11 protein-coding genes and 2 pseudogenes are annotated in these 13,687 nt (G+C 33.6%); 5 read left to right on the forward strand and 8 right to left on the reverse strand.

Features of this window, described 5'->3' with window-relative positions:
* Positions 1-50: 50 nt before the first annotated feature.
* Both ACQKTA_RS11685 and ACQKTA_RS11690 read right to left on the reverse strand, forming a co-directional pair.
* Entirely contained in the window at positions 51-488 is a 438-nt protein-coding gene (locus tag ACQKTA_RS11685; protein WP_427814850.1) for a nucleoside 2-deoxyribosyltransferase, read from the reverse strand.
* Positions 489-1,053: pseudogene (locus ACQKTA_RS11690) on the reverse strand (TIGR00730 family Rossman fold protein).
* Between the two features lie 355 nt (positions 1,054-1,408).
* Between ACQKTA_RS11690 and ACQKTA_RS11695 the strand changes: the two are divergent.
* Positions 1,409-1,891 carry a hypothetical protein gene (locus tag ACQKTA_RS11695; RefSeq protein WP_427814851.1) on the forward strand — a complete coding sequence of 161 codons (483 nt, stop codon included), beginning with the start codon at positions 1,409-1,411 and terminating at the stop codon, positions 1,889-1,891.
* A gap of 26 nt (positions 1,892-1,917) precedes the next feature.
* Complete coding sequence (locus ACQKTA_RS11700) at positions 1,918-2,094, forward strand: hypothetical protein (RefSeq protein ID WP_427814853.1); 177 nt, start codon at positions 1,918-1,920, stop codon at positions 2,092-2,094.
* 42 nt (positions 2,095-2,136) lie between these two features.
* Here ACQKTA_RS11700 and ACQKTA_RS11705 read toward each other — a convergent pair whose 3' ends face one another.
* The 5 genes and pseudogenes from ACQKTA_RS11705 to ACQKTA_RS11725 form a co-directional block, all read right to left on the reverse strand.
* Entirely contained in the window at positions 2,137-2,628 is a 492-nt protein-coding gene (locus ACQKTA_RS11705) for a GNAT family N-acetyltransferase (protein WP_427814854.1), read from the reverse strand.
* Positions 2,629-2,673: 45 nt separating this feature from the next.
* Positions 2,674-4,300 (reverse strand): annotated as a pseudogene (locus ACQKTA_RS11710) (glycoside hydrolase family 13 protein).
* Positions 4,301-4,303: 3 nt separating this feature from the next.
* On the reverse strand, positions 4,304-5,929 hold the full coding sequence (locus ACQKTA_RS11715) for a glycoside hydrolase family 13 protein (RefSeq protein WP_427814855.1): 1,626 nt from the start codon (positions 5,927-5,929) through the stop codon (positions 4,304-4,306).
* Positions 5,930-5,967: 38 nt separating this feature from the next.
* Positions 5,968-7,734, reverse strand: coding sequence for a glycoside hydrolase family 13 protein (locus tag ACQKTA_RS11720; RefSeq protein ID WP_427814856.1), 1,767 nt, complete (start codon positions 7,732-7,734; stop codon positions 5,968-5,970).
* A 17-nt stretch (positions 7,735-7,751) separates the two neighbouring features.
* Positions 7,752-8,855 carry an ABC transporter ATP-binding protein gene (locus ACQKTA_RS11725; RefSeq protein WP_427814857.1) on the reverse strand — a complete coding sequence of 368 codons (1,104 nt, stop codon included), beginning with the start codon at positions 8,853-8,855 and terminating at the stop codon, positions 7,752-7,754.
* Positions 8,856-9,123: 268 nt separating this feature from the next.
* Between ACQKTA_RS11725 and ACQKTA_RS11730 the strand changes: the two genes are divergently transcribed.
* The 3 genes from ACQKTA_RS11730 to ACQKTA_RS11740 all read left to right on the forward strand — a co-directional run bounded on the left by ACQKTA_RS11730 (position 9,124) and on the right by ACQKTA_RS11740 (position 12,664).
* Positions 9,124-10,383 (forward strand): extracellular solute-binding protein, encoded by a 1,260-nt coding sequence (locus ACQKTA_RS11730; RefSeq protein WP_427814858.1) that lies wholly within the window; start codon positions 9,124-9,126, stop codon positions 10,381-10,383.
* A 116-nt stretch (positions 10,384-10,499) separates the two neighbouring features.
* Positions 10,500-11,822 (forward strand): carbohydrate ABC transporter permease, encoded by a 1,323-nt coding sequence (locus ACQKTA_RS11735; RefSeq protein ID WP_427814924.1) that lies wholly within the window; start codon positions 10,500-10,502, stop codon positions 11,820-11,822.
* A 2-nt stretch (positions 11,823-11,824) separates the two neighbouring features.
* Complete coding sequence (locus ACQKTA_RS11740; protein ID WP_427814859.1) at positions 11,825-12,664, forward strand: sugar ABC transporter permease; 840 nt, start codon at positions 11,825-11,827, stop codon at positions 12,662-12,664.
* Between the two features lie 101 nt (positions 12,665-12,765).
* Here the strand turns inward: ACQKTA_RS11740 and ACQKTA_RS11745 are convergent, their stop codons facing one another.
* Positions 12,766-13,629, reverse strand: a complete 864-nt coding sequence (locus ACQKTA_RS11745; protein ID WP_427814861.1) for a MurR/RpiR family transcriptional regulator — start codon at positions 13,627-13,629, stop codon at positions 12,766-12,768.
* Between the last annotated feature and the right edge of the window lie 58 nt (positions 13,630-13,687).

Below are 13,687 nucleotides of genomic sequence, written 5' to 3' on the forward strand. Positions count from 1 at the left end.
CTAGGTATTTCTGTAGATGACAGAAATACCTAGTCTTTTTTACTCATCGTCTAAATATAGTCCCCAGAATAAGCAGATTGAGGAAGGACAGTAAAATCATAGTCGCTTAAATCATTTACATTTTTAGTAAAAGCATGCAACGATTCTGTCAACATAATATTGACTCTATCACCTATAGTAAGCAAACCAATCACGGGCTTTTGTAACATTGTTGCTATTCCAATCTCATAAGCTGTTCCAGGATCAGTGATACCATGCTCATAATCTAAAAGAGCAACCAAACAATCAGCAGTTTTTATATGATGCATATCTTTTAAATAAGTTTCTTTGGCCCATTGGGGAGTGAATTCTTCAAATTCACCTTCTTGATCAAGGCGAGGAGAGTGAAAAGTATCAACGGTTGGATTATTTTTTAGAGCAGTTTCTACTTTTTCGATTAATTCGATTTGTTCTGCGGAAAAGAATGGACCAGCTAAATAAATTTTCATTTAGGCCACCTCTTTCATTTCAGCTAATTGCGTACTGATTTGATCGATCAATGATTTATAATCAGCTGAAACAAGTACATGTTTAACTGTTTCAGGATCAATAAATTCTTCATCCGCTGAATGAACCAAAAAATCCACTAAGGGTTTATAGAAGCCATCAATATCTAAAATTCCGATTGGTTTTTTAGGAATCAAACCAATGGAAATCGAACAAAGAACTTGAGATAGTTCTTCTAATGTTCCTAAGCCGCCGGGTAAAATCAAATAAGCATCTGATTTATTGATCAATAATTGTTTTCTCTCATCCATTGTCTCGGTATAAATGAACTCGGAAACTTCTTCTCGAGGCAATTCATCATCAAACAAGCCACGCGGATAAATCCCAGTTACATGACCATTTTTTGCAAGAACTTCCGGTACTTACAGCCCCCATTAAGCCGCTAAATGATCCGCCATAGACCAAACCAAGTCTTTTTTCAGCCATATATTCGCCAATTTCTGTTGCTAAATTAGTATATTTTTTCCCTTTTCCGTAGCGTGCACCACAAAAAACAGCTAATTTCATAAAATTACCACCTATCATTTTTCTTTGAGCATTTATCATAGCGTGAAAGAAAAAATAAAAAAAGTCTAGATATTGTATTTTTTTTGTGTTAATAATAATAGAGACACAATATATAGTATTTGTTTAGAGTTTAAAATTTCTAATTATAGAAAGATAAGTCTAATTAAATTTATATTTTTGAATACTTACATTTGTTTTCTGAAACAACAAATAAATTTAGTTAGAACGACAAAAATGAGAAAAAAAGAAATTTTTAATGGAATGGAAAACAAATTAATGGTATTTATGCGTATTTCGATTATGATAAGGATCGTCGCTAGTTACTTTTTGTTTGAAAAAAGGAGAACGCCTACTAATGAAAAATAAAAAAATGTTGTTGATCGCTATTCCTATGTTATTGATGGTAATTGGATTTGCTGGGAAAAATTATGCCGATAATATTATCAACTGGGGTGGAGAAGAAAACATCTCAACGATCAATAATAATTTAGATAAGTTGAATACGTCATTAACTAATAAAGAAAAACAGATCGCTGACCTGACTTCAAAATCGACGGACGCGCAAACACAATTGACTGCTACGCAAACAAGTATTACTACTTATCAGCAACAACTCACTGAATTAAAAACTGAAGGCACACAATTGAATAGTGATAAAGCTAATTTAGAATCACAACTAACTAGTAAAGATCAAGAAATTCAAGCTAAACAACAAGAAATCAATGATAAAATCAAAGAAATCGAACAAAAACGCAAGAAATCAATCAGAAAAATGAAGAATGGAACGCGAAATTACAAGAAGCTCAAAATAAAGCCAATACGCTTCAAGATACTGTAAATAATTTAACGAATCAAATCAACACGGTGAATAATGAAAAAACGTCATTACAAACACAATTGGATACAACAAAACAACAATTAGCAAATTCAGAAAAAGAAAATTCTGATTTGAGAGATTATATCGCTAAATTACAAAAAGCAAATGAAGACGTAAAGAATACTGCTGATAAATCACAACAAATCGTTGATCAACATCAATAGAAAAAAGCTGACCGAATTAAATTTCGGTCAGCTTTTTCGTTCTTATAAATCTAAAACTAAATCATACCAAATTTCTCCAGCGTGTTGAGACTTTGAAACTCCTTCGACATGATAGCCATTTTTTTCATAAAAGGGAATCAAGTCCTTTAAACAGGTCAATGTGATCCCGCTTCGCTTAACTTTACGAGAATGTTGGGCTAATTCATTCAACAAAGCACTAGCGATCCCAAACTTCTGATAATCTGGAGCAACAGCTAGGCTTAAAATTGTTTGATAACCATTAGTAGGAGGATTAGGTACGGTTTTTTCGAACAGTTCATCGTAAAGATAACGCTCCGGAATAACCGGCCCAACAACATATCCGATAGGTTGATCCTCTGCATTTACAGCTAGCAGAAAACTATCGCTGATCACTTGAATACGTTCAGCCATCGCTTCTTTTGAAGCGGCTTCTGTTGGAGAAAAGCCTAATCGTTCGATTTCCATAATATGTTCTAAATCTTGCATGCGTGGTTGTCTAAAAGAAAAATTCATCAATGTCACCTGATTCACTAAAAATTTCCACTTTGGATTTATTTACTATAGCACATAATCCAAAATAACTATCGCTTCAAAAGGTCGCAAGGTCATAGATTTCTTTAGTTTTTGTTCAGGATAATTAGTTAATATAATTTTATTTTCTGCATATAGCCATCTATTAGGCAGGGTGATTATTTGCTTTTTTTCACTTAAATTTATTAAAATTTTTGCTTCTTCCTGCGGCATAGTTCTTGTATATGCCCAAATTTTTGGATGATTCGGCAGTTCAAGCCTATAGTCTCCGTGAGTGAAAACAGGGAGTTCTTTTTTTAGTTTAATTAATTTTTTATAATAATTAAATGTAGAGGCCTGATTTTTTTGTTGAAATTCAACGTTAATTTGATCCATATTCGGGTTGATCTTCATCCAAGGTACATTCTTAGAGAACGCTCCTGAATCATTCCATTGCATCGGAGTCCTTGAATGGTCACGAGCCCAATTTGCTGTTAGGTTAAGTGATTCATTACTTGAGAAGCCTTTACTTAGCCAAGCTTGATAGGTTATTAATGAATCAGTAGCTTTAAGCTCATCAATAGTACTAAATGGGTAGTTGGTCATTCCAAGTTCTTGTCCTTGATAGATAAAGGGGGTACCCTTTAATAGCATATATGCCGTAGCGAGTGCCATAGCTGATTTACATGTTTCATTACCAAAAATAGAATTACTACGAGGATTATCATGATTTTCTATATAGAGAGCGTTCCAACCAGAATTCTGTAAGTCTGCTTGCCAACGGGATAATACCTTTTTTAAAGCCAAAATATCTCCTTTTTGCTTGCCTAACTTACCTGTATGCTTTAAATGTTCTAATTCAAATATCATGTCAATAAAGCCATCATCTTCATTTGTCCAAAAAGACGCATGTTTACTTTTGACACCACTAGCTTCTCCAACGGTCATGATATTATAATTGTTGAAATATTTCTTTAAGCTCCATCATGTAGTTTTCAATACCTGATACATTCATAAAAGGAGCCCAAGGATTTTCTTTTATTTTAAAATCCCATGGTTCTTTTTGAATATGACTAATTGCATCCAAACGAAAACCATCAATACCTAGGTCGAGCCACCATATAATGATCTGATATATCTCTGCTCGCATTTTTGGGTTCTTCCAATTTAAATCTGGCTGCTCTTTAGCAAAAACATGAAAATATGCTTGTCTTGTTTTAGGATCATAGGTCCAAGAAGAGCCTCCAAAAAAACTTTGCCAATTGTTAGGCATTTTTTCAGGAGTGGCATCTGCCCATAAATAAAAATCTCGATAAGGATTGTCAATCGATTTTCTTGATTCAATAAACCAAGGGTGTTGGTCACTTGTATGGTTGATAACTAAATCCATGATTATTTTTATATTGTACTCGTGCGCCACATGTAGTAACTCTTTCAAGTCATCCAATGTTCCAAACTCAGGATTTACCGATTTATAATCGGAAATATCATAGCCATTATCAATGTTTGGACTTTTATATATGGGGTTTATCCAGATAAAATCTATACCTAATTCTTTCAAATAAGGAATTTTACTTTGTATTCCTTTAATATCACCAATACCATCACCGTCACTATCCATAAAGCTTCGCGGATAAATTTGATATCCTACAGCATTTTTCCACCATTTTGTCATGAATTAGCCCCCAATTTCTACAACAAATGCATCCCAAGGAGCCAGTTCTATTGTATTTTTTCTATTAATATCTGTAGCTAGATTTGAGATGATGACTTCTCCTAAATGTACTTCTGGGTAAGTGAAGGAGTGCGGGATATTTGAAAAATTTGCAACGACTAACCATTGAATTTCATTGTAGTGTCTAATATAGCTAAAAACTTCATCCTCAGTTCCATCCAATAATTGATAACTCCCGAAAGTTAATATAGGCTGCTCTTTTCGTAGTTGAATCAACTTTTGATAAGTATAAAAAATTGATTCGGAATCTTTCAAAGCATTTGCTACATTAATTTTTTTATAATTTCGGTTTACCGCTATCCAAGGATCACCTGTACTAAAACCAGAATTTAGGGTGTTATCCCATTGCATCGGTGTTCTTGCGTTGTCACGTCCTTTAGTATTTATTTTGTCTATAAGAATTTCTTTGGGTAGCCCTTCTAATAATCGTTCATTATACATGTTGATGCTCTCAATATCATTTACTTCAGAAATATCAGAAACAGTATGGTTGGTCATGCCAATTTCTTCTCCTTGATATATATAGGGGGTTCCTTTCATACAATGAAGTAAGATTGCTAATAGCTTTGCTGATTTTGTATGATAAATATTATCATTTCCCCAGCGTGAAACAATCCGTGGAAGGTCATGATTGTTCCAAAATAGGGAATTCCATCCATCATCTTTTAAATCGATTTGCCATTTAGAAAAAACTTGTTTCAATTCTTTTACTTGAAGAGGACGAGATTCCCATTTTGTTTTACCATTAATTTCATCTAGCGCAATATGTTCAAATTGAAAAACCATGGATAATTCATTACGCTTAGGAGAAGAAAATAGTTTCGCAATTTCAGGAGTAGCTCCCCAAGTTTCTCCAACAGTCAGTAAATTTTTATCTCTAAATGTTCTATAATTCATCTCTTGTAAATAATTATGCAATTTAGGCCCGTTAGCTGTTATTTCATTTTCAGGTATTTTCCCAATTAAATCAATAACGTCCATGCGAAATCCGCCAATTCCTTTGTTTATCCAAAAATCCATCATATTGTAAATATGTTCACGGAGTTTCGGATTCTTCCAATTTAAATCAGGCTGATTTTCACTAAATAAATGAAGATAATACTGTTGGGTTTTAGTATCAAATTTCCAAGCTGATCCACCAAACAAACTAGCCAATTTATTTGGTGGGGTACCATTTATAGGATCATTCCAGATGTAAAAATCCCTGTAAGGGTTATCTTTTGATTTTCTAGCTTCAACAAACCATTTATGTTGGTCACTAGTATGATTCACTACTAAATCTAATATAATTCGAATTGAGCGTTTTGATGCCTCATCAATTAGGTTTTCCATATCAGCCATGGACCCGAATTCTGTCAAAATACTCTCATAATCTGAGATGTCGTAGCCATTGTCAATATTTGGGCTTTGGTATATGGGGCTTATCCATAAAGCACCAATTCCTAATTTTTCTAAGTAATCTAATCGCGAGATGATACCCTTTAAATCGCCAATACCATCTCCATCACTATCTTGGAAACTGCGAGGATAAATTTGGTAAACAACCACTTTTTGCCACCAATGTTCCATTAATTTCACACTCCAATACTAAAATATAATACAGAAATTTAGACTCTAATTATTGCAAAGCCTTCAGGACCAATTATCAAATTATTATCTTTAATGCTTGAAAGGTTTGATAATAACAGTTCACCGGACAATGGAGAGAATATATGATCGTGCCCTGTATTAAAAATACCAATCAATTTATCTTCCACTAATGATCGTTCAAACACCAAGGTACCAGACAAGGAATCAATTTCTGCCCAATTTAATACGCCGTCTGATATAATCATTTGGTTTTCATGACGCAATTTTATTAACTGTTTTGTGAATTCTAACATCTCTAAATCTTGTTTTTTTGGATCCCAAATCATACATTTTCTACAGTCTGGATCCATTCCGCCATCTATTCCAATCTCATCACCATAATAAAGACAAGGAACTCCTTGTTGTAAGTATAGAAAAGCGAAAATTTGTTTCATTAACTGTTTGTTTCCCTTAGTAAGAGTTAATAGTCGAGGTGTATCATGAGAGTCTATAGTATTTAGCATCACTTGATTGGTTTGTTTTCTATAAAGCATCAATTGAGAATTAAGATTGCTGACAAACCTATCCAAAGTAATCGTTTTATCGATAAAATAGGCTTTAATTGAATCTGTGAAGGGATAATTCATAACGGCAGTAAATTCATCGCCTTGTAGCCAACTTTGAGAACTATGCCAAACTTCTCCTAAAATATAAAAATCTTTTTTTAGCCCATGACAAACTTCAGCAAATTGTCTCCACAGATGATGATCCACCTCATTGGCAACGTCTAATCTCCAAGCATCTATATCAAATTCTTGAATCCAATACTTGGCAATACTGAGTATATAATTTTGGACTTCTGTATTTGCAGTATTCAATTTCGGCATATGGGGTGTGAAGGCAAAAGTATCATAATTCTTATTTTCTGAGTGTTCGAAATCATTTGTTATTTCATATTGGACAGGGAATGAATGAATATGGAACCAATCCTTAAATTGAGATTTTTCGCCATTTTGTATAACATCGAGCCATTGTTCTGAGCAATCGCCCAGATGATTAAATACAGCATCTAACATAATTTTTATGCCACGTTTATGGCATTCATCAATTAGGTTTTTTAAGATTTTTTTATCTCCAAAAGTAGGGTCGATAGTAAAGTAATCGGTGGTATCATATTTATGGTTAGATTTTGCACTAAAAATCGGACATAAGTAAATTCCGTTTATCCCTAAATCGACAAGATAATCTAAATTATTAAGAATACCCTGTAAATCACCTCCATAAAAGTCTTGTCTTCCAGGGTGATTTTTGCTATTCCATGGGAGAACATCTTTTGGATCATTAGTTGAATCACCATTCGAAAAGCGTTCAGGGAAAATTTGATACCATACCGTTTTTTTTACCCATTCGGGGGCTTTAAATCGATCTATTTCGTGTAAATAAGGCATTCGAAAATAGTTATTTTCCATAGAAAGATTGAAATCGTTTACTGGCAATGTCCCATGTTCGGTAAAAAAGACACTAGTATTATCATAACCAGTAATAATAAATGCATAGCTCAAGCGGCGATAAGGAACAGTTATGGCAATTTCCCAGTAATCATAAAGATCGGTGGTCAATATTTTTTTAATTGGTGTGGTTGTTTTATACCAGTCTTTTTCATTTAGTTGGTAAGGGTCTCCGTAGACCAGTGAAACACTAAAACAATCTGCTCGTGCTGTCCTTAATCGAAGATGTATTAAATTTTCTGTATACAGATAGGCGTATTCACTATCTGGACGATGATAAATTGCGGCAGTATTCATAGTAAAACCCTCTCTAATTAAATAATTGATTCTTCAGTTTCAATGTCAAAAAATGAAGCTTTGTTTAACTTGAAGGCTAATTTAATTTGTTCACCAGGTTGGTGGAAATCACGAGAATTAACCTTTGAAACAAATTCCGTATCATCAATTTTTGTATAAAGCATTGACTCATAACCCAATAATTCACTAACTACAACGGTTGAAGTCACAACTGAATTCTTATACGCCTCTAATGCAATTTGTTCTGCAGTTATATCTTCTGGACGTATCCCAAAAATTAATTTTTTCCCTTCGTAACCATTTTTTTCAAGCAAGTTTTTTTGACCTTCTGACAAGGGTAAATCAATTCCTTTGTTATTTTTTATATGCCCATTTTGGAAAATAACCTCAAAGAAATTCATTGCGGGGCTCCCCATGAAACCAGCAACAAATTTATTTTTTGGTTGGTTATAAAGTTCTTGTGGTGTTCCTATTTGCTGAATAATTCCGGCATCCATGATAACAATGCGATCAGCTAAAGTCATTGCTTCAGTTTGATCGTGTGTCACATAAATTGTTGTAGCCTCAAGATTTTGATGGATTTTAGCAATTTCGGCACGCATCTGCACACGGAGCTTTGCATCCAAATTTGATAGAGGTTCATCCATTAAAAATACTTTTGCATCCCGCACAATTGCTCTACCCATTGCGACCCTTTGTCGTTGTCCACCGGATAGGTCAGCAGGCTTTCGATCTAAAAATTCTGAAAGTCCTATTTTTTTTGCAGCATCTTCCACACGTTCTTTTATTTGATCTTTAGGATATTTTCTGAGTTTTAATCCAAAGGCCATATTTTCATATACAGTCATGTGTGGGTAAAGGGCATAATTTTGAAATACCATTGCGATATCGCGGTCTTTGGGAGGTGTATCGTTCATTCGTACGCCATCAATATCTAACTCGCCATCAGTTATTTCTTCCAAACCAGCGATCATTCGTAACGTCGTGGATTTTCCACAGCCAGAAGGTCCAACAAAGACGATGAATTCTTTATCCTTAATATCAAGATTGAAATCATCCACTGATAAATTTGGATTGTTTGGATATTTTTTACTTACATGCTTAAGGTTTAGCTCTACCATAATGTTTCCTCATTTCTATCAATTATTTTCGCCATAATTATTACACATTATGCAACCGTATGCAAAGATAATTTTTTTATTTTTTTAACTAATTATTTACATTATTGATATATAGAATGATTTAATCTTGGAAAAACAAAGAAAAAACCATTAATTTATACATAAAATGAATTTTTTTGATTAAAAATAAAAAAACCATTGCCTTTTTAAGCAAACGGTTGCATAATCATTTTTGTAAAGATAATTAAATTTTAGGAGGAGTTTAAAAATGAAGTGGAATTTAAGAAAATTTTTGGTTTTTGGAATAACTTTAAGTAGTGTGTTAGTTATGACGGCATGTGGTTCAGATTCAAAGAATGACAAACAATCAACTTCTTCAGATGGTTCAACAGAAGTAACTCTATGGGTAACAACTGATTCAAAAAAATTCTATACAAAAGTGTTAAAAGATTTTGAAAAAGATAATTCAAATATTAAAGTTAAAGTAGTGGAGACTGAAGATGCTAAAGCGCAAGAAAATGTAAAAAAAGATCCTTCTTCTGCGGCGGATGTATTTGCATTACCACACGATCAACTTGGGCAATTAGTAGATTCTGGTGTTATTCAAGAAATACCTAAGGAATACGCAGACAAAATAAAAGATGAGCAGTCAGAAACAGCATTAGAGGGAGCATCATATAAGGATAATGTGTATGCGTTCCCATATGGGATTGAATCTCAAGTTCTTTATTATAATAAAAAGCTTTTAAATGAAGATCAAGTTAAGACATATGAAGATATAACAAAAAATGCAACTTTTGGGGCAAACTTAAAAGTAGTAGATGCTTACAAAATTGCACCATTATTTATGTCTGTTGGGGATAAATTGTTCGGTGACAATGGGGAACAGGTAGATGGAACTAATTGGAATAATGCTGCCGGAGTTTCCGTCTTGCAATGGATTGCTGATCAAAAAGATAATACAGGTTTCGTTAATGTAGGAGATGATTATATTGCTCAATTTGAAAATAAAAAAATTGCTGCTTTTGAATCAGGTCCTTGGGATAAAGAAAAAGCAACTGAGGCTGTAGGTAAAGAAAACTTAGGGATTGCAGTATATCCTAAGATGAATATTGGGGGTAATGAAGTTCAACAAAAAGCATTTTTAGGCGTCAAGCTATATGCTGTAAACCAAGCTCCAGCAAATGGTGATGCGAAAAAAATTGCAGCCGATTATAAACTAGCCTCTTATCTTTCAAGTGAAGCAGTTCAGAAAGCCCAATTAGAAGACAAGTCTAGAAACATTGTTCCAACTAATATGAACGTTCAAAAAAGTGATTACTTAAAAAATGATGAGCTAGCAAATGCCGTAGTTACTATGAGCGAACCAGATTATTCTGTCGTAATGCCGAAAATACCAGAAATGACTAATTTCTGGACAGCTTCTGCGGCTGTTCTAAGTGATACTTATAATGGAAGCATCAAACCTGACCAATATCAAGAAAAATTAGATCAATTAGTTAAAGATATTTCTGGTAACAAGGAATAGTCAATTGAATTCGAGGGTAAACTTCTTTACTCTCGAATTTTTTTAATAAAAAATTATTTTGATAAAAGGGGGACTTTAAGTTGAAATCAGATAGTTTTTATGATGAAAATACCAACATGAAGGATGTCTTTCAGCAAGGCGATATAAAAACTAAATTGTCTTTTATTATTATGGGATTTAGCAACCTGATGAATAAGCAAATTGTAAAGGGAGTTTTATTTCTAGTAGCTGAAATCATTTTCATCATGACAGCAATTTATCAGCTTGTTCCAAGTATTGCGGGATTGATTACTTTGGGGACCAAAACACAAGGTATGCAGTGGGAAAATATAGATGGAGTAAGAATCAAGGTTTCAGTTGCGGGAGATAATTCCATGTTGATGTTGATCTATGGTTTGGCTTCCATCATCTTTTGCTGTGTTTTCATTTATGTTTATTGGTGTAGCTTAAAGAGTAATCGTAAATTATTTTTATTGAATAAAAATAATGAAAAAATCCCTTCATTTAAAGAAGATTTAACAACCTTAACAAATGGGCGTTTTCATATGACGCTGATGGTTATCCCATTAATTGGAGTATTATTATTTACGATTCTACCTCTGATTTATATGATTTGTATTGCATTTACAAATTATGATCACAATCATTTACCGCCAGGTCATTTGTTCGATTGGATTGGTTTAGCTAATTTTGGGAATATTCTCAATGGGCGTATGGCGGAAACATTTTTACCATTGTTAACATGGACGTTGATATGGGCAATAGCAGCTACAGCAACTACATTTTTCTTTGGTATCTTATTAGCAATGATTATTAACACTAGAGGACTAAAAGGAAAAAGAATTTTTAGAACTATTTTTGTAATTACTATGGCAGTTCCTCAATTTGTCTCGCTATTAATTATGAGAAACTTGTTAGCTGACTGGGGTCCGCTGAATACACTACTACAAAAGTCCGGCTTGATAACAAATGCTTTGCCGTTTTTAAGCGATGGTACATGGGCGAAATTTTCAATTATCTTTGTCAATATGTGGGTTGGTATCCCAGTAACGATGCTTATATCAACGGGTATAATAATGAATTTACCAGTAGAGCAAATTGAAGCAGCAGAAATCGACGGTGCTAATAAATTTCAGATCTTTCGAAGAATCACTTTTCCGCAGATTCTTTTAATTATGACACCTAATCTAATCCAACAATTCATCGGAAATATAAATAATTTTAATGTAATTTATTTGTTAACAGGTGGTGGACCAAATAATTCAAACTTATATCAAGCTGGTGATACGGACCTTTTAGTAACTTGGCTGTACAAGTTAACTGTTGTAGCTAGTGATTATAATTTGGCGAGTGTAATTGGTATTATTATCTTTGTGATGAGTGCTATTTTCAGTTTATTAGCATATACTCGCTCTAAATCTTACGAAGGGAGTATCTAGTAATGAAAAAACAGAATCATCGAACGCTAGCCTTTGTTTACATTATATTAATAGTACTTTCAATAATATGGTTGTTTCCAATTTTATGGGTAGTTTTAACCAGCTTTCGAGGTGAAGGAGCCATGTCAGTCAACTACATTATTCCTAAAACATATACCTTGAGAAATTATAAAATGTTGTTTGGAAACCATTCCTATCCGTTCCTTGCATGGTTCAAAAATACGTTTTTTGTCGCAATAGCAACATGCATTATTTCAACGTTTTTTACAGTAGCAGTAGCTTACTCAGTTTCGCGGATCAAGTTTAAATTTAGGAATAGATTTTTAAAGCTTGCTTTAGTTTTAAATATGTTTCCTGGGTTCATGAGTATGATCGCAGTGTATTACATTTTAAAGGCAATGAATTTAGATGGCACTCTAACCGCCTTAGTTATTGTTTATTCTAGTGGTGCGGCTTTGGGCTTTTATATTGCGAAGGGCTTCTTTGATACAATACCTTATTCATTAGATGAATCAGCAATGATCGACGGAGCAACAAAAAAAGATATTTTTCTTAAAATCACTTTACCATTGTCAAAACCTATTATTGTCTATACTGCACTGATGGCATTTATGGTTCCATGGATGGACTTTATCTTTGCACAAGTCATTTTAGGACAGCAAAAGCAAAAATTTACAGTAGCAATTGGTTTATTTACTATGATCCAACCAGATAAAATAAACCAATGGTTCATGCCGTTTACAGCAGGATGTGTACTTATCGCGGTTCCCATTACATTACTATTTATGTATATGCAAAAATATTATGTAGAAGGAATTACATCCGGTGGTGTTAAAGGGTAGTTTTAAAGCGCATAATAAATAAAAGATATTAAAAAGTGTTATCTGATCTAGCTTAATTAAAAGCGCGATGGATAACACTTTTTTATTTTGAGAAAGTGAAATCATTGTTCAGGAGAAAGCCGTTGCTCGATCCAAGTATTTTTCTTTTTTAAATCTTGAATATTTCCATTGAAATTTTTAGCATAAATCAGTGAAAAAAGAGTATCTAAAACGTATTCAAAAGCCACTTGTGACGAGAAGGTACTGACTTTTATAAAATCCATTTCAGCTTGAGTAAAAACAATCGCTTGGCGAGCTAAAGAAATTAAATTAGAACGAGCATTTCCAGTTAGCAAAACGGAAGGGACATTTTCGTTTAAAAAATGCTTTAAAATCCGTTCATATTGAGGAACGCGAGCTCGGTAAGTAATAAACAAGGCGCAATCTTTTTGTGTAAGATTGACGGCATTCCAATCTTCATCAGAATATTCATCTGCAACGATCAGAAATTTATTGATTTTAACTAATTTATTTTGGAAGCTCCGGCCTCGGATTTGTGAATCACCTTGGGCAAATAAAAAGATTCGTTCCGCCTTTGCAAGTAGATCAGCTGATGCTGCTAAAATATCATGGTCTAACTGTGCATACGTTTTTTTTACCGTATCGACTGCTAAGTCCGCCATTTTTTTGGCTATTTCTTGAGTTGAATCTTGTGGTAAGAAAGGAAAATTAGCATCGACCTGTTCTTCACGGTATAAATTACTGTGAGCAATTGCTGAAATCGCTACTCGAAAGTCACGGAAACCTTCATAGCCCATTTTTTTGGCTAAACGGATCACTGAAGAATGAGACGTATACGTTTTTTTAGCGAGTTCGTCCACATTGATCGCTGGGATCGTCGCTAAATGATTCAAAATATATTCTGCAATTCGTTTTTCTGTTGTCGTCAAGTCTGCTTGGATTTTCAATTTATCGATTAGTAACATAGGCACACCTTTCATCGTTCTTCTACTGTTATCATACCTTAAATTTTTCGATTCAAGA

It is taken from the genome of Enterococcus sp. 22-H-5-01, assembly GCF_050310005.1.
In the GTDB taxonomy this organism is placed as follows: Bacteria; Bacillota; Bacilli; order Lactobacillales; family Enterococcaceae; genus Enterococcus_A; species Enterococcus_A hailinensis.

What these genes read in the sequence shown, in the direction of transcription:
- ACQKTA_RS11720 (WP_427814856.1), bottom strand. Translation starts at nt 7,734, where the DNA reads ATGAATACTGCCGCAATTTATCATCGTCCAGATAGTGAATACGCCTAT.
- ACQKTA_RS11740 (WP_427814859.1), top strand. Translation starts at nt 11,825, where the DNA reads ATGAAAAAACAGAATCATCGAACGCTAGCCTTTGTTTACATTATATTA.
- ACQKTA_RS11735 (WP_427814924.1), top strand. Translation starts at nt 10,500, where the DNA reads ATGAAGGATGTCTTTCAGCAAGGCGATATAAAAACTAAATTGTCTTTT.
- ACQKTA_RS11730 (WP_427814858.1), top strand. Translation starts at nt 9,124, where the DNA reads ATGAAGTGGAATTTAAGAAAATTTTTGGTTTTTGGAATAACTTTAAGT.
- ACQKTA_RS11725 (WP_427814857.1), bottom strand. Translation starts at nt 8,855, where the DNA reads ATGGTAGAGCTAAACCTTAAGCATGTAAGTAAAAAATATCCAAACAAT.
- ACQKTA_RS11695 (WP_427814851.1), top strand. Translation starts at nt 1,409, where the DNA reads ATGAAAAATAAAAAAATGTTGTTGATCGCTATTCCTATGTTATTGATG.
- ACQKTA_RS11715 (WP_427814855.1), bottom strand. Translation starts at nt 5,929, where the DNA reads ATGGAACATTGGTGGCAAAAAGTGGTTGTTTACCAAATTTATCCTCGC.
- ACQKTA_RS11705 (WP_427814854.1), bottom strand. Translation starts at nt 2,628, where the DNA reads ATGAATTTTTCTTTTAGACAACCACGCATGCAAGATTTAGAACATATT.
- ACQKTA_RS11685 (WP_427814850.1), bottom strand. Translation starts at nt 488, where the DNA reads ATGAAAATTTATTTAGCTGGTCCATTCTTTTCCGCAGAACAAATCGAA.
- ACQKTA_RS11745 (WP_427814861.1), bottom strand. Translation starts at nt 13,629, where the DNA reads ATGTTACTAATCGATAAATTGAAAATCCAAGCAGACTTGACGACAACA.